We start from the raw sequence: 13,899 nt of genomic DNA, 5'->3' as shown, positions 1-13,899 counted from the left end.
TTTCATCCTCGGGCCTGACCCGCGGATCTCACTGTCACACGTCATCCTCGGGCGTGACCCGAGGATCTCCGGGGTCAGCAGATCATCCGGTCAAGCCGGATGATGACCGACAAGGTATACCCCGGGTCACGCCGGATGATGACGTATCAATGGGCCACCGGGGCGCGCCGAACGCGCCCCGATGCGTGTCGTCACTGCCAGGACTTGATCAGCTCATCATAGGCGATGGTCACAGGCTCTTCGTCTTCATTCTCCAGCGCCGCCTTGGGGGCGCCGGGCTGGCTCAGCCAATATTCGGGGTCCCGCTCTTCGTTGAGCCTGGGCCCGATATCGCCCTGGATGCCCGCACGTTCCAGACGCTGGAGCACGCGCTCCTGATCCTCGCACAGACCGTCGAGCGCCTCTTTCGGGGTCTTGGCCCCCGACATGGCGTCGCCGATGTTCTGCCACCACAGCTGCGCCAGCTTCGGATAATCCGGCACGTTGGTGCCCGTAGGCGACCACTGCACGCGGGCGGGTGAGCGGTAGAATTCCACCAGACCGCCCAGCTTGTCGGCGCGCTCGGTAAAGCTGTCATGCTGGATCGTCGACTCGCGGATGAAGGTCAGGCCGGTATGGGCCTTCTTCACGTCCACCGTCTTGGAGGTGACGAACTGCGCATAGAGCCATGCGGCCTTGGCGCGGTCCACGGGGGTGGATTTCATCAGGGTCCAGCTGCCTGCATCCTGATAGCCCACCTTCATGCCGTCCTGCCAGTAGACACCGTGCGGCGAGGGGGCCATGCGCCACTTGGGCGTGCCGTCCTCGTTCATCACCGGCAGGTCGGGCTTGACCGAGGCGGCGGTAAAGGCGGTGTACCAGAACATCTGCTGCGCGACATTGCCCTGCGCGGGGATCGGGCCCGCCTCGGAGAAGGTCATGCCGGCCGCCGCCGGGGGCGAATATTTCTCAAGCCATTCGATCGCCTTGGTCACGGCATAGACGGCCGCCGGGCTGTTCGTCGCCCCGCCACGGTCCACGCAAGAGCCGGTGGGCTGGCTCTGCTCATTGACGCGGATGCCCCATTCATCGACCGGCAGGCCGTTGGGCTCGCCCACGTCTCCCATCCCGGCCATCGACATCCACGCGTCGGTGTAGCGCCAGCCAAGCGACGGGTCTTTCTTGCCGTAATCCATGTTGCCAAAGACCTCGGTCTCAACACCCATATGGCTCAGGTCGCGCCCGGTGAAGAACTCGGCGATGTCCTCATAGGCCGACCAGTTGACCGGCACGCCCAGATCATAGCCATAGGCCTCCTTGAAATCGGCCTGGTTCTTCTCGTCGTTGAACCAGTCATAGCGGAACCAGTAGAGGTTCGCGAATTGCTGGGTCGGCAACTGGTAGACCTTGCCATCGGGACCGGTGGTGAACGACAGCCCGATGAAGTCGTCGATATCGAGCGTCGGGCTGGTCACATCCGCGCCCTCGCCCGCCATCCAGTCGGTCAGGTTGCGCACCTGCTGATAGCGCCAATGGGTGCCAATGAGGTCAGAATCGTTGACATAGCCGTCATAGATGTTCTCGCCCGACTGCATCTGCGTTTGCAGCTTCTCGACCACGTCGCCTTCGCCAATGAGGTCATGGGTGACCTCGATGCCGGTGATCGCGGTAAACGCCGGGGCCAGCACCTTGGATTCGTAGCTATGGGTGTCGATGGTCTCCGACACCACCTTGATCTCCATGCCCGCGAAAGGCTGCGCCGCGTCGATGAACCATTGCATCTCGGCTTCCTGCTCGGCGCGGCTCAGCGACGACAGATCGCCGATCTCCTCGTCGAGGAAGGCCGTCGCGGCCTCCATATCCGCGAAGGCGGGCCCGGCCATCAGGCCCAGCGTCACCAGCGCGGTGGTTGTTTTCAATCGCAAGTTCATTGATTTTCCTCCCTATCAGAACTCTTGAAGTGGATGATCCCGATCTAGACCCAGCGGAACACCGCCGCAGCATAGATCAGGCAGACGATCAGCGCATAGGGTTGGTTCGCGCCGACAAGTCCGAGCCAGGCCAGATTGATGAAGGCCGAGCCCAGAAGCGTGATGAAGAGACGATCGCCGCGCGTCGTCTCGATCCTGAGTATCCCCACGCGGGGCGTCTCGGGGAATTTCAGAGCAAGCACCGTGAAGGTGATCAGCAGCCCCGCGATCGTCAGGAAAAAGATTGCCGTGGGGAATGTCCATGCCATCCATGCCATCAGTCTGGCCTCCCTCTTGTGCAAGCCGTCATCGTCCGGCTTGACCGGACGATCTCTTTGACCAGAGATCCTCGCGTCAGGCCCGAGGATGACGTGTATCCCGGGCGCGTGTCATCCTCGGACTTGATGCGAGGATCTCTTGAAAGATCGTGCGTCGCAGCAGTCACGCCCCGCAGATATCCTGCCACAGATCCCGCCAGCCGGGATTGTCCCGCTCGACCAGCGCGATTTTCCAATCGCGGGTCCAGCGTTTCAGCGCCTTCTCGCTCCGGATCGCCTCGCCAAACTCGCGATGCGCTTCGAACCAGACGAGGCGCGTGAGGTTGTAGCGGTCGGTAAAGCCCGGCAGGGCATGGGTGCGATGTTGCCAGAGCCGATGCGTGAGGTTGCCGGTCATGCCGATGTAAAGCGTCCCGCGCGGCTTGTTGGTGACGATATAGACGGCAGGTTGTCGCATCATGGCAGGGGTCGTGCTGCGTTTGGCCAGAGATCCTCGGGTCAAGCCCGAGGATGACGCGGGCAAAGGGGCCACCGTCATCGTCCGGCTCGACCGGACGATCTCTTCGGCCAGGGATCCTCGGGTCAGGCCCGAGGATGACATGGGAATGGCTAACAAACCGTTCCATCACACCCTCCCCAAGGCAAAGCCCTTGGCAATGTAGTTCCGCACGAAATAGATCACGAGTGCCCCCGGCAGAATCGTCAGCACCCCCGCCGCCGCGAGCACGCCCCAGTCGAGGCCCGAGGCCGACACCGTCCGCGTCATCGTGGCCGCAATCGGCTTGGCGTCCACGCTGGTCAGCGTGCGGCTGAGCAGCAGTTCCACCCATGAGAACATGAAGCAGAAGAACGCCGCCACGCCGACGCCCGACGCGATCAGCGGCATGAAGATCTTCACGAAGAAACGCGGGAAGGAATAGCCGTCGATATAGGCGGTCTCGTCGATTTCCTTCGGGACCCCGCGCATGAACCCTTCGAGGATCCACACCGCCAGTGGCACGTTGAAGAGCGTATGCGCCAGCGCCACTGCGATATGCGTGTCAAAGAGGCCGACCGACGAATACAGCTGAAAGAACGGCAGCGCGAAAACGGCGGGCGGGGCCATGCGATTGGTCAGCAGCCAGAAGAACAGGTGCTTGTCGCCGAGGAAATTGTACCGGCTGAACGCGTAGGCCGCTGGCAGCGCCACCGCGACCGACAAGAGCGTGTTCATCGTCACGTAGATGATCGAATTGACATAGCCCATGTACCAGCTCGAATCCGTCAGGATCGTCACGTAGTTCTGGAACGTCAGGTTCTGCGGCCATAGCGAGAAGGTGCCGAGGATCTCGTCATTGGTCTTGAGGCTCATGTTGATGAGCCAGTAGATCGGCAGCATCAGGAACAAGAGATACAGCAGCATCACCCAGTTGATCCGGGGCAGGCTGCGGGCGCGCGTTGTGGTTGCAGTGCTCATCGGCTCAAGCCCTCCCTCGCCCTGTCATCCTCTGGCTTGACCAGAGGATCTCTTGCCCCGCAGATCCTCGGGTCGAGCCCGAGGATGACGACTGCCTTGGCGAGACCAGGCATCACTTGCCCTCCCGTTTGTCGAGATTGACCATGACGGTGTAGAACACCCATGAAATCAACAGGATCACGAGGAAATACATGATCGAGAAGGCCGCCGCCGGGCCAAGGTCGAACTGCCCCAGCGCCATCTTCACCAGATCAATCGAGAGGAAGGTGGTGGCGTTGCCAGGGCCCCCACCGGTGACCACGAACGGCTCGGTATAGATCATGAAACTGTCCATGAAGCGCAAAAGGATGGCGATCATCAGCACGCCCATCATCTTGGGCAATTCGATATAGCGGAACACCGCCCAGCGGCTCGCCTGATCGATCTTGGCGGCCTGGTAATAGGCGTCGGGGATGGATTGCAGCCCGGCGTAGGCCAGCAGCGCCACCAGCGAGGTCCAGTGCCAGACATCCATCACAATGAGCGTCACCCAGGCATCCAGCGCATCCTGCGTATAGTTGTAATCAACCCCGATCGCATCCAGCGTATAGCCCAAGAGCCCGATATCGACGCGACCGAAGATCTGCCAGATCGTGCCCACCACGTTCCACGGGATCAGCAGCGGCAGCGACATCAGCACAAGGCACAACGACGCCCAGACGCCCCGCTTGGGCATGTTGAGCGCCACAAAGACACCCAGCGGAACCTCGATGGCGAGAATGGTCGCGGAAAAGATCGCCTGCCGTCGCAGGGCGTTCCACATCCGGTCATCCTCGAGCAGTTCGCGGAACCACATCAACTTGTCATCAAGCGGGTAGAATTCCCCGGCAAAGGCATCCTGAATGGAATAGTTGACCACCGTCATCAGCGGAATGACGGCAGAGAACGCCACCAGAATGAGAACCGGCAGCACAAGGAACCACGCCTTTTGATTGACCGTCTTGTCCATCACGCGGCCTCTCTCTTGTTACTGTGACTATAGTATCCGTCATCCTCGGGCCTGACCCGAGGATCTCCCGGCCAGCAGATCATCCGGTCAGGCCGGATGATGACGGTTGCGCGCGTCTGCGTCATGCCGCCACCCCCTTGCGTGACAGGGGCGACACGCGCCAGTCGTCGGAATAGACATTGACCGCCCCGGGCTCGAACACCACGCGGCTCAGGTCGGCGGGCACCTCCGCGCCCTCGGGAGCAATGGCATTGACAGCCTGCCCTTCGAAATCGCAACGGATGATCTTGTGGCGGCCCACATCCTCGACCCGCTTGAGGCGCACGCCAAGGCCATTCTGCCCCTCGGCCATCGCCACGAATTCCGGCCGCACCCCGATCTGCACACGGCCCTCTGGCCGCCCGTAATCGGCGCCAAGCGGAATTTCCGTGCCGCCCACGATGGCGGTCTCCCCCTCGACCCGCGCGTCGAGCAGGTTCATCCCCGGTGACCCGATGAAATAGCCCACAAAGGTATGCTCGGGCCGCTCGAAGAGTTCCTCGGGCGTGCCCACCTGCACCACGCGCCCGTCATGCATCACCACCACCTTGTCGGCAAAGGTCAGCGCCTCGGTCTGGTCATGGGTGACATAGATCATCGTGTGGCCAAACTCGTGATGCAGCGCCTTGAGCTGCGTGCGCAACTCCCATTTCATATGCGGATCGATCACCGTCAGCGGCTCGTCGAACAACAGCGCGTTCACATCCTCGCGCACCATGCCCCGGCCAAGGCTGATCTTCTGCTTGGCATCAGCCGTCAGCCCGCGCGCCTTACGGCCGAGAACATCCTCCATCCCGATCATCTTGGCGATGGTCTGCACCCGCTCGGCCACATAGGCGGGTTTGGCCCCGCGATTGCGCAGCGGAAAGGCCAGGTTGTCGCGCACGCTCATGGTGTCGTAGACCACCGGAAACTGGAACACCTGCGCGATATTGCGCTCGGCGGTGACCTGCCCTGTCACGTCCTGATCGTTGAACAGGATGCGCCCCCGCGACGGATGCAACAGCCCGGAAATGATGTTCAGCAGCGTGGACTTGCCACAGCCCGACGCGCCCAGGAGCGCATAGGCCTCGCCATCGCCCCAGACGTGGTTGAGTTCCTTGAGCGCATAATCGTCCTCGCCGCCGGGATTGGGCAGGTAGCTATGCGCCAGATTGTCGAGCGTGATCTTTGCCATTCTCTCCCCCTCAGGCGGCCTGCGCATAGGGCGCCGGGGCCACCAGCGCGCCATCCGTCTCGAACACGTAAACATGCGCGGGATCGAGATAGACCCGCAAATCGCGGCCCGGCTCCAGTTCCCGTACCCCGTGGATCAACCCGACCCAGCGCTCGCCATGATGATCGAGATGCACGAAGGTCTCCGACCCGGTGATCTCGGTCACGCTCAGCGTGGTATCAAAGGCCATGACCTCGCCCTGCGCCTCCAGCTCCAGATGATTGGGCCGGAACCCGGCGACATAGTCGCCATCTGCCAGATCAGCCATGCCGCCTATGGCAGCGGCACTCTGCCCATCGCCGAAACTGATCCGCGCGCCGGATTTGGTCACCGGCAGGAAATTCATCGGCGGATCACTGAACACGCGCGCCGTGGTGGCGTCCTGCGGCTGACGGTAGACCAGCGGCGTGGGCCCGAACTGCGTGACCCGCCCCTCCCACAGCGTGGCGGTGTTGCCGCCCAGAAGCAGCGCCTCTTCCGGCTCGGTCGTGGCATAGACAAAGATGCTGCCCGCCTCCTCGAAGATCTTGGGGATCTCGGCGCGCAACTCCTCGCGCAGCTTGTAGTCGAGATTGGCCAGCGGCTCATCGAGCAGCACCAGACCGGCATCCTTGACCAGCGCCCGCGCCAGCGCGCAGCGCTGCTGCTGCCCGCCCGACAGTTCCAGCGGCTTGCGGTCCAGCATCGGCGACAATTGCATCAGATCGGCGGTCTTGCGCACCGCCGCGTCGATCTCGGCCCTGGATTTGCCCATCAGCTTCATCGGCGAGGCAATGTTGTCATAAACGGTCATCGACGGGTAATTGATGAACTGCTGATAGACCATCGCCACCTTGCGATCCTGCACGCGCATGCCGGTCACGTCCTGCCCCTGCCACAGGATCCGGCCCGTGGTGGGCGCATCAAGCCCCGCCATCAGCCGCATGATCGAGGTCTTGCCCGAGAGCGTCGGGCCGAGCAGCACATTCATCGTGCCCGCCTCGAGCGTCAGGTCGGTCGGATGGATATGCATCCGACCGTTGACCCGTTTCGACACCCCCTCCAATGTCAGCGTCATTGCCTCTTGTCCCCGCTCATCCCTTGGCCGCATAGGGGGCGGCATCGCTTGCGCCCCGTTCTTGCCGCATCCATTCGTCCAGCGCCGCGATCTGCTCGGGGCGCATCTTCAGCCCCAGCCGCGTGCGCCGCCAGACCACATCCGCCGCCGCGCGCGCATATTCCCGGCGCATCTGCCAGCGCACCTCGGCCCCGGTCAGCGTCGCGCCGAACTCGGGGCCAAGGTCCTCCGCCGATTGCGCATCGCCCAAAATCTCCCGCGCTTCGGTGCCATAGGCGCGCACCAGCCGCCGTGCCCAGTCCGGGCCAAGGAACGGATAGGCCGTCTGTAAATCCTTCACCAGCCGGTCGAACCCGTCAACGGCGAAATCCCCGCCGGGCAGGGCGACGCCCGCCGTCCAGTCCTGTCCTGACTTGGGAAAGAAGGGCGTGAGCCTTGCCAGTGCCGCCTCGGCCAGCTTGCGATAGGTGGTGATCTTGCCGCCGAACACATTGAGCAGCGGCGCGCCCTGCCCCTCACTCAGCGACAGCACGTAATCGCGGGTCGCCGCCGTGGCCGATTTCGCCCCGTCATCATAAAGCGGCCGCACGCCCGAATAGCTCCAGACGATATCATCGCGCGTCACCGGGCGTTTGAAATACTGACTCGCGAAATTGCACAGATACGCGGCCTCGTCCGGGGTGCATTCGGGCGTCACATCCGCATCCGTATGCTCGGCATCGGTGGTGCCGATCAGGGTAAACTCGCCCTCGTAGGGAATCGCGAAGATGATCCGCCCGTCGCCGCCCTGAAAGAAATAGCACTTGTCGTGATCATAGAGCTTGCGGGTGACGATATGGCTGCCGCGCACCAGCCGCACCCCTTCCGAGGAGTTGAGCCGGAGCGTATTGGAAATCACGTCCTTGACCCAGGGACCGCCCGCATTGACCAGCGCGCGCGCCTGCACCACGTCGGCGGCGCCGCTCTCTCGATCCTCCAGCGTCACGGTCCAAAGATCGCCCTCGCACTCGGCGCTGCGCACCTTGGTCCGCACCCGGATGCGCGCGCCGCGCGCCTCGGCATCGCGGGCGTTGAGCACGACAAGGCGGCTATCCTCGATCCAGCAGTCGGAGTATTCGAACGCCTGCGCGAACCTGTCCTTGAGCGGCGTGCCCTCGGGCGCGTCCGTCAGGTCGAGCGTGCGGGTCGCGGGCAGGATCTTGCGCCCGCCCAGATGGTCATAGAGAAACAGCCCCAACCGGATCAGCCAGGCCGGCCGCCGCCCCTTCATCCAGGGCATCACGAAGCTCAGGATACGCGAGGTCGGCGTCTCGGCCTCAAAGCGCATGTCGCGGTGATAGGGCAGCACGAAGCGCATCGGCCAGCTGATATGCGGCATCGCGCGCAGCAGTGTCTCGCGCTCGATCAGCGCCTCGCGCACCAGGCGGATCTCGAAATATTCCAGGTAACGCAGCCCACCGTGAAACAGCTTGGTCGAGGCCGAGGAGGTTGCCGAGGCGAGATCGTTCATCTCGGCCAGCTCGACCGACAGACCGCGCCCCGCCGCATCACGTGCGATGCCGCAGCCGTTGATGCCGCCGCCAATGACGAACAGATCGACGATGGTGTCCTCCCGGCTTTGCACGCGCCCCTCCTCCAAAGGTGTGAGCGGAAACGAACCATTTTTCGCGGCGTATCGTCAAGAAATAATGTTCGTTTATTTTCTTTTTCATTCGCTGATACTGATTTTATTGAAGAAATTACCTGCTCGGCAGATTTCGCATTCGCAATCACAGGCCTGCCACGAACTGACGCAAGGTAAATCGCGCCTGCACGCGCCCGATTCGCCTGTCCGCGCCGCAGCGCAGCGGAGGAGGGGCTTGCGCACGGCATCAAAACGAACATAATCGAACCGAACCACGATCAAGGCCCGCCATGTCGCAAACCTTCCGCCAGCCCGATATTCTCGAGATCGCCCGCGCCGAGGGCAAGGTCACAGTCGAGGGTCTCGCCGAGCGCTTCGATGTCACCGTCCAGACCATCCGCCGCGACCTCACCGAACTGGCCAATGCCGGCAAGCTGGAGCGCGTCCACGGCGGCGCGATCCTGCCCTCGGGCGTCAGCAACATCCTCTACGAGGAACGCCGCCGCCTGAACGAGCCCGCCAAACAGGCCATCGCCCGCGCCTGCGCCGCCGCGATTCCCGATGACGCGTCGCTGTTTCTCGATATCGGCACCACGACCGAGGCGGTGGCGCGCGAATTGATGGATCACCGCAACCTGATGGTGGTGACCAACAACATGAACGTGGCGCAGATCCTGCTCGCCAATACCGATTGCGAGATCGTCGTCGCGGGCGGCGCGCTGCGGCGCTCGGATAATGGCCTTGTCGGCAACCTGACCGCGCGCACCATCGAGAATTTCAAGTTTGACTACGCGATTCTGGGCTGTTCCGCGATGGATGAAGATGGCGACATGCTCGATTTCGACATTCAGGAAGTGGTCGTCGGCCAGACCCTCCTCAACCGCTCGCGCGAGGTGTTTCTGGCCGCCGATCACTCCAAGTTCCAGCGCAGCGCACCGGTGCGCATCGGCTCGCTGCGCGATGTCGACCAGATGTTCACCGACACGCCCCTGCCCGCGGGCCTAGACGAAAAATGCCTGGCATGGGGCACGCAGGTGCACGTCGCCGATGCTGCGGCGCGGCTGCGCCCGATCCGTTCGGCCGCTCAGCCCACCTGAAACACCTTGTCGCGCGCGGTATGACCCCGGATCAGCACGAGCCGCGATTTTGCCACGCCAAGCGCCTTGGCCATGAGCTTTTGCACCGCCGCATTGGCCTTGCCGTCCTCCGGCACTGCGGTCACATAGACGCGAAGGACATCACCCTCGGCCACGATGCGGTTGCGCGCAGCCCTCGGTGTGACGCGCAGGGCGATCTGCGTGCCGGGCCGGGCAAGATGGCTGAGGTCGGGGTCGCGCATGCGCCCTGATAGCGCACGATCCTACCCGGCCCAAGGGATTTGTCAGGATGAAGCCTTGACCCCGGGCGCGCGCTTGCCGACATGTGGGCGGTGTCATCACCGGAAAGGCCGCCCATGCCCACGCCCAACCCTGCCGCGCTCGACTTTCTGCAAACCCGCCGGTCGCGGCCCGCCAAGACGCTCGGCCTGCCGGTGCCCGACCGGGCCGCGCTGCGCCCGCTGTTGCAAGCCGCGCTGCGGGTGCCCGATCACGGCAAGCTGGAGCCGTGGCGGCTGATTGTGCTGGAGCGCGCGGCGCTGTTGCGGCTGGCCGGTCTGGTGCCCGAGGTGGGGGCACGCCTGGGCAAGTCGCCCGAGGACATCGCCAAGGGACAGGCGCAGTTTGCCGATGCGCATCTCGCCGTGGCCGTGATCGAAAGCCCGAAAGCCTCGGACAAGATCCCAGCGCTCGAGCAGACCTATTCGGCGGGCTGCGTTTGTCTCGGGCTGCTGAATGCCGCGCTCGCCGCCGGCTGGGGGGCGAACTGGCTGAGCGGATGGGCCAGCCATGACCGCGGGTTTGCCACCACCGCGCTCGGGCTCGCCCCGCATGAGCGGATCGCCGGGTTCATCCATATCGGCACCGAAACGAGCGCCCCGCCCGAACGCCCGCGCCCTGATCTCGATGTGGTCACATCCTGGGTGCCCGAATGATCTTTGCCAGTTTTTTCAAGGCCATGGGCCAGATCGGCGATCCGCGGTTCCGCAAGGTTCTGCTCCTCGGCGTGGGGCTGACGCTGGCGCTTTTGATCGTGGCCTATTCCGGGGTGCTGTGGCTGGTGCAATCCGCCGTCGGCGACAGCACCACGCTGCCACTGATCGGCGAGGTGACATGGCTGGGCGACCTGCTGGGCGGCGCGTCGCTCTTGCTGATGATCGTGCTGTCGGTCTTTCTGATGGTGCCCGTCGCCTCGGCGATCACCTCGATGTTCCTCGACGTGGTAGCACAGGCGGTGGAGGACAGGCATTACCCCAGCCTGCCGCCCGCGGTGAACATTCCCTTCGGCGAGGCGTTGCGCGACACGATCAATTTTCTGGGCGTCATCATCGGCGCCAACACGCTCGCGCTCATCCTCTACGCGATCTTCACACCGTTCGCGCCGTTCATCTTCTGGGCGCTTAATGGCTATCTGCTGGGGATGGAATATTTCACGCTGGTGGCGATCCGCCGGGTCGGGCGGACCCAAGCCAAGGCACTGCGCCGCCGCCACCGGATGACGATCTGGCTGGCCGGGGTGCTGATGGCGCTGCCGCTGTCAGTGCCGCTGGTCAACCTGCTGATCCCGATCATGGGCGCGGCCACCTTTACCCATATCTACCACGCTATTCAGGCGCGGAGCCCGGCCCGATCCGGTTGAACATGTCGATATCCTCAAGCGTGATGACGCCCGACAGGATCGTGCCACCAATGATGATCCAGAGCACGACCGCGATGCCGGTGGTGATCCAGGCCTTTTTCTTGAGGTGGTGATGCTCGGGCGAGCCGGCATGGGTGCCGGGAACGACCTTGCCCACATCGCCCTGCGTCTGGATGCGGATCGGCAGCACGATGAAGAAGGTCATGAACCAGATCACCGCAAGCAGCACGATTGCAGAGGTGATACCCATCAGACCTGCTCCAGTTCCACAAGGCAGCCGTTGAAATCCTTGGGATGCAGGAACAGCACCGGCTTGCCATGCGCGCCGATCCTGGGCTCGCCGCTACCCAAGACCCGCGCGCCGGTGGATTTCAGGTGGTCGCGGGCGGCGAGGATGTCATCGACCTCGTAGCAGACATGGTGAATGCCGCCCGAGGGGTTCTTTTCCAGAAAGCCGTTGATCGGGCTGTCCTCGCCCAGAGGATAGAGCAGCTCGATCTTGGTGTTGGGCAATTCGATGAACACGACCGTGACGCCGTGCTCGGGCTCGTCCTGCGGCGCGCCGACCTTGGCGCCAAGCGCCGTGCGATATTGGTCGGCGGCGGCGGTGAGGTCCGGCACGGCGATGGCCACGTGATTGAGGCGTCCGATCATGGCATGATCCTTTCGTCTGATCTGCGGCTGTTATGGGGATCCTGACCGCCCCTGACAAGCGACAGAGGGACGCAAGCCGCGCGTTAACGTCGTGTTCACCTAAGGCGAGCCATTCTGGGAGCAGTCAAAGCAGGAAGGATCATCCCGATGACCGATCTCGACAGCCTCGCACCGCTACGTGCCCCCAGTCATCAACGCCCGCTACTGGGCATGACCGTTCTGGCCGTCGAGGACAGCCGCTATGCGTCGGAGGCGCTGCGCCTGATGTGCCTGCGCAGCGGGGCGCGCATCCGGCGGGCCGATTGCCTCGGCTCGGCGCGGCGGCACCTGTCGGTTTACCGTCCCTCGGTGGTGATCGTCGATCCGGGGCTGCCGGACGGGTCAGGCATCGACCTGATCGCGGAACTGGCGCGCGCGGTGCCGCGCGTCGGCGTGATCCTTGCCAGCAGCGGCGATCCCGACACCGGGCCTGCGGCCATGGCGGCAGGGGCCGACGGTTTCCTCGCCAAGCCGGCGCTGAGCCTCGGGCGGTTCCAGCAGGAGATGCTGCGCCACGTGCCGCGCGACCGATGCCCTGCAGGGCCCTATGCGCTGAGCGAAGAGGTGATCGCGCCCGATCCGCTGGCCTATCGCGACGATCTGGAGCATGTGCGCAGCCTGCTGGAGGACATGCCCGAACGCGCGACCCATGCCTATGTCACGCAATTTCTGCTGGGTGTGGCGCGGGCGGCGGGGGATGATGTGCTGGCAGAGGCGGCATCGGGCCTGAGCGGGTTTGGCTCAGAGGCCGGGATCGCTCGCGTCCTGTCCCTGATCGAGACACGACTGGCGGCACGGGTGGCACTCTGAGCAGGGGGGCTTGCGATTTCGGAGATGTTGGCCTGAAGCTGTCGTTCAGGTGCAGCACCAATGCGCGGAATCAAGGTGCCGCAGGCACCGCCGCGCAGCGCCCGACCGCCCCCTCGGGCGGGCGCTTTTGGAACGTTTCAAGCCATTGAAAACGCGGACGTGTTTGGCTGGCATAAAGTGCGGTCCACCAAGGTTTCTGCGCCCACCCGGCGGTCGGGCACCGCACGGCTTATCTCTGAAACCGCCAACGACCGCTCCAGGCCATCCCGACCCATCACTATGTCACCCAGGCCGCGCACTCTTACCCGCAAACTCAGCCTCGTCAGCCGCCGGTCTGCGCCGGGTCCGAGGTCGCGCGCACCAACCGTGTCAACGCGCCAAGACGCTCTCTCTGCCGACCATCCGCATCAAAATTCGCGGGATCCAGCCAAAAGCCGAACGCCTCTTTCAGCGCGGGCCACTCGGTGTCGATGGTGGCGAACCACGCGGTGTCGCGGTTGCGCCCCTTGACCACCGTGGCCTGCCGGAACGTGCCCTCGTAGCTCAGCCCCAACCGCTGCGCCGCACGACGCGAGGGCATGTTGAGCGCATCGCATTTCCACTCGAACCGGCGATAGCCCGCGCCAAAGGCCCAATCCATCATGAGGTAAATCGCCTCGGTCGCAGCCCGGGTGCGCTGCAAGGCCGGCGCAAGGTTGATATGACCTGCCTCAATGCTGCCCGCCTGTGGTTTGATCCGCAGATAACTGGCCACCCCGCCGACCTGTCCGGCATCGAGATCGGTGATCGCATAGAACAGCGGATCGTCGCCCGCCGTCGCCTCGCGCGCCCAGCGATGGTATTGCGAGGCCGAGGAAAACGGGCCATACGGCATGTAATCCCAAAGCGACGCATCGCCGCTCATCGCGCGGTGCAGATCGCCCGCGTGCCGATCCGCATCGAGCCGGTCGAGCCGCGCATAGCGCCCGACCAGCGGCGTGCCATCCGGGGCGGGCGGGGGCCGCCAATCCACCAGTTTGGGACCGAGGGGGCGGCTCTGATCCATCAGCGCGG

At 63.9% G+C, this 13,899-nt stretch carries 17 protein-coding genes; 4 read left to right on the top strand and 13 right to left on the bottom strand.

Annotated elements, in window-relative coordinates:
• Nucleotides 1-191: 191 nt before the first annotated feature.
• The 9 genes from Q0X85_RS17730 to glpD all read right to left on the bottom strand — a co-directional run bounded on the left by Q0X85_RS17730 (nucleotide 192) and on the right by glpD (nucleotide 8,607).
• The gene (locus tag Q0X85_RS17730) at nucleotides 192-1,910 is read right to left on the bottom strand and encodes an ABC transporter substrate-binding protein (RefSeq protein ID WP_297774228.1); all 1,719 of its coding nucleotides are present in this window, start codon (nucleotides 1,908-1,910) and stop codon (nucleotides 192-194) included.
• A 44-nt stretch (nucleotides 1,911-1,954) separates the two neighbouring features.
• Nucleotides 1,955-2,227, bottom strand: coding sequence for a DUF2160 domain-containing protein (locus tag Q0X85_RS17725; protein WP_297774226.1), 273 nt, complete (start codon nucleotides 2,225-2,227; stop codon nucleotides 1,955-1,957).
• Nucleotides 2,228-2,390: 163 nt separating this feature from the next.
• A complete protein-coding gene (locus Q0X85_RS17720; RefSeq protein WP_297774224.1) occupies nucleotides 2,391-2,687 on the bottom strand; it encodes a GIY-YIG nuclease family protein in 297 nt (98 codons plus the stop codon).
• Between the two features lie 165 nt (nucleotides 2,688-2,852).
• Nucleotides 2,853-3,683 (bottom strand): carbohydrate ABC transporter permease, encoded by an 831-nt coding sequence (locus Q0X85_RS17715; RefSeq protein WP_297774223.1) that lies wholly within the window; start codon nucleotides 3,681-3,683, stop codon nucleotides 2,853-2,855.
• A 112-nt stretch (nucleotides 3,684-3,795) separates the two neighbouring features.
• Nucleotides 3,796-4,671: a sugar ABC transporter permease gene (locus Q0X85_RS17710; protein WP_297774222.1), complete on the bottom strand. Its 876-nt coding sequence runs from the start codon at nucleotides 4,669-4,671 to the stop codon at nucleotides 3,796-3,798.
• Nucleotides 4,671-4,796, bottom strand: a complete 126-nt coding sequence (locus Q0X85_RS17705) for a hypothetical protein (protein WP_297774220.1) — start codon at nucleotides 4,794-4,796, stop codon at nucleotides 4,671-4,673. Before Q0X85_RS17705 ends, Q0X85_RS17710 begins: the two co-directional genes overlap by 1 nt.
• Nucleotides 4,793-5,887, bottom strand: coding sequence for an ABC transporter ATP-binding protein (locus Q0X85_RS17700; RefSeq protein ID WP_297774219.1), 1,095 nt, complete (start codon nucleotides 5,885-5,887; stop codon nucleotides 4,793-4,795). Before Q0X85_RS17700 ends, Q0X85_RS17705 begins: the two co-directional genes overlap by 4 nt.
• A 10-nt stretch (nucleotides 5,888-5,897) precedes the next feature.
• Entirely contained in the window at nucleotides 5,898-6,983 is a 1,086-nt protein-coding gene (locus Q0X85_RS17695; protein WP_297774217.1) for an ABC transporter ATP-binding protein, read from the bottom strand.
• A gap of 16 nt (nucleotides 6,984-6,999) precedes the next feature.
• Nucleotides 7,000-8,607, bottom strand: a complete 1,608-nt coding sequence (gene glpD, locus Q0X85_RS17690) for a glycerol-3-phosphate dehydrogenase (protein WP_297774215.1) — start codon at nucleotides 8,605-8,607, stop codon at nucleotides 7,000-7,002.
• 290 nt (nucleotides 8,608-8,897) lie between these two features.
• Here glpD and Q0X85_RS17685 point away from each other — a divergent pair, with 290 nt between their 5' ends.
• Nucleotides 8,898-9,704, top strand: a complete 807-nt coding sequence (locus Q0X85_RS17685) for a DeoR/GlpR family DNA-binding transcription regulator (RefSeq protein WP_297774214.1) — start codon at nucleotides 8,898-8,900, stop codon at nucleotides 9,702-9,704.
• On the opposite strand, the gene Q0X85_RS17680 is transcribed toward Q0X85_RS17685, so the two are convergent.
• Nucleotides 9,692-9,946 carry a DUF167 domain-containing protein gene (locus Q0X85_RS17680; protein WP_297774212.1) on the bottom strand — a complete coding sequence of 85 codons (255 nt, stop codon included), beginning with the start codon at nucleotides 9,944-9,946 and terminating at the stop codon, nucleotides 9,692-9,694. The genes Q0X85_RS17685 and Q0X85_RS17680 overlap by 13 nt on opposite strands.
• A gap of 114 nt (nucleotides 9,947-10,060) precedes the next feature.
• On the opposite strand from Q0X85_RS17680, the gene Q0X85_RS17675 reads away from it, so the two are divergent.
• Together Q0X85_RS17675 and Q0X85_RS17670 are read left to right on the top strand one after the other, a co-directional pair.
• A complete protein-coding gene (locus Q0X85_RS17675; RefSeq protein ID WP_297774211.1) occupies nucleotides 10,061-10,639 on the top strand; it encodes a nitroreductase family protein in 579 nt (192 codons plus the stop codon).
• A complete protein-coding gene (locus Q0X85_RS17670; protein ID WP_297774210.1) occupies nucleotides 10,636-11,343 on the top strand; it encodes an EI24 domain-containing protein in 708 nt (235 codons plus the stop codon). The genes Q0X85_RS17675 and Q0X85_RS17670 overlap by 4 nt, the downstream gene beginning before the upstream one ends.
• Here Q0X85_RS17670 and Q0X85_RS17665 read toward each other — a convergent pair.
• A complete protein-coding gene (locus tag Q0X85_RS17665; protein WP_297774208.1) occupies nucleotides 11,309-11,593 on the bottom strand; it encodes a DUF1467 family protein in 285 nt (94 codons plus the stop codon). The genes Q0X85_RS17670 and Q0X85_RS17665 overlap by 35 nt on opposite strands.
• Nucleotides 11,593-11,997 carry a methylmalonyl-CoA epimerase gene (gene mce, locus Q0X85_RS17660; RefSeq protein ID WP_297774206.1) on the bottom strand — a complete coding sequence of 135 codons (405 nt, stop codon included), beginning with the start codon at nucleotides 11,995-11,997 and terminating at the stop codon, nucleotides 11,593-11,595. The genes Q0X85_RS17665 and mce overlap by 1 nt, the downstream gene beginning before the upstream one ends.
• Before the next feature lie 147 nt (nucleotides 11,998-12,144).
• On the opposite strand from mce, the gene Q0X85_RS17655 reads away from it, so the two are divergent.
• The gene (locus Q0X85_RS17655; protein ID WP_297774204.1) at nucleotides 12,145-12,846 is read left to right on the top strand and encodes a response regulator; all 702 of its coding nucleotides are present in this window, start codon (nucleotides 12,145-12,147) and stop codon (nucleotides 12,844-12,846) included.
• 322 nt (nucleotides 12,847-13,168) lie between these two features.
• Here Q0X85_RS17655 and Q0X85_RS17650 read toward each other — a convergent pair whose 3' ends face one another.
• The gene (locus Q0X85_RS17650; protein WP_297774202.1) at nucleotides 13,169-13,891 is read right to left on the bottom strand and encodes a GNAT family protein; all 723 of its coding nucleotides are present in this window, start codon (nucleotides 13,889-13,891) and stop codon (nucleotides 13,169-13,171) included.
• Nucleotides 13,892-13,899: the final 8 nt, after the last annotated feature.

This window comes from uncultured Roseovarius sp., from assembly GCF_947259555.1.
Taxonomy (GTDB): domain Bacteria; phylum Pseudomonadota; class Alphaproteobacteria; order Rhodobacterales; family Rhodobacteraceae; genus Roseovarius.
This window is presented reverse-complemented; position numbering and strand designations above follow the sequence as displayed.

What these genes read in the sequence shown, in the direction of transcription:
- Q0X85_RS17730 (WP_297774228.1), bottom strand. Translation starts at nt 1,910, where the DNA reads ATGAACTTGCGATTGAAAACAACCACCGCGCTGGTGACGCTGGGCCTG.
- Q0X85_RS17725 (WP_297774226.1), bottom strand. Translation starts at nt 2,227, where the DNA reads ATGGCATGGATGGCATGGACATTCCCCACGGCAATCTTTTTCCTGACG.
- Q0X85_RS17720 (WP_297774224.1), bottom strand. Translation starts at nt 2,687, where the DNA reads ATGATGCGACAACCTGCCGTCTATATCGTCACCAACAAGCCGCGCGGG.
- Q0X85_RS17715 (WP_297774223.1), bottom strand. Translation starts at nt 3,683, where the DNA reads ATGAGCACTGCAACCACAACGCGCGCCCGCAGCCTGCCCCGGATCAAC.
- Q0X85_RS17710 (WP_297774222.1), bottom strand. Translation starts at nt 4,671, where the DNA reads ATGGACAAGACGGTCAATCAAAAGGCGTGGTTCCTTGTGCTGCCGGTT.
- Q0X85_RS17705 (WP_297774220.1), bottom strand. Translation starts at nt 4,796, where the DNA reads ATGACGCAGACGCGCGCAACCGTCATCATCCGGCCTGACCGGATGATC.
- Q0X85_RS17700 (WP_297774219.1), bottom strand. Translation starts at nt 5,887, where the DNA reads ATGGCAAAGATCACGCTCGACAATCTGGCGCATAGCTACCTGCCCAAT.
- Q0X85_RS17695 (WP_297774217.1), bottom strand. Translation starts at nt 6,983, where the DNA reads ATGACGCTGACATTGGAGGGGGTGTCGAAACGGGTCAACGGTCGGATG.
- Q0X85_RS17685 (WP_297774214.1), top strand. Translation starts at nt 8,898, where the DNA reads ATGTCGCAAACCTTCCGCCAGCCCGATATTCTCGAGATCGCCCGCGCC.
- Q0X85_RS17680 (WP_297774212.1), bottom strand. Translation starts at nt 9,946, where the DNA reads ATGCGCGACCCCGACCTCAGCCATCTTGCCCGGCCCGGCACGCAGATC.
- Q0X85_RS17675 (WP_297774211.1), top strand. Translation starts at nt 10,061, where the DNA reads ATGCCCACGCCCAACCCTGCCGCGCTCGACTTTCTGCAAACCCGCCGG.
- Q0X85_RS17670 (WP_297774210.1), top strand. Translation starts at nt 10,636, where the DNA reads ATGATCTTTGCCAGTTTTTTCAAGGCCATGGGCCAGATCGGCGATCCG.
- Q0X85_RS17665 (WP_297774208.1), bottom strand. Translation starts at nt 11,593, where the DNA reads ATGGGTATCACCTCTGCAATCGTGCTGCTTGCGGTGATCTGGTTCATG.
- mce (WP_297774206.1), bottom strand. Translation starts at nt 11,997, where the DNA reads ATGATCGGACGCCTCAATCACGTGGCCATCGCCGTGCCGGACCTCACC.
- Q0X85_RS17655 (WP_297774204.1), top strand. Translation starts at nt 12,145, where the DNA reads ATGACCGATCTCGACAGCCTCGCACCGCTACGTGCCCCCAGTCATCAA.
- Q0X85_RS17650 (WP_297774202.1), bottom strand. Translation starts at nt 13,891, where the DNA reads ATGGATCAGAGCCGCCCCCTCGGTCCCAAACTGGTGGATTGGCGGCCC.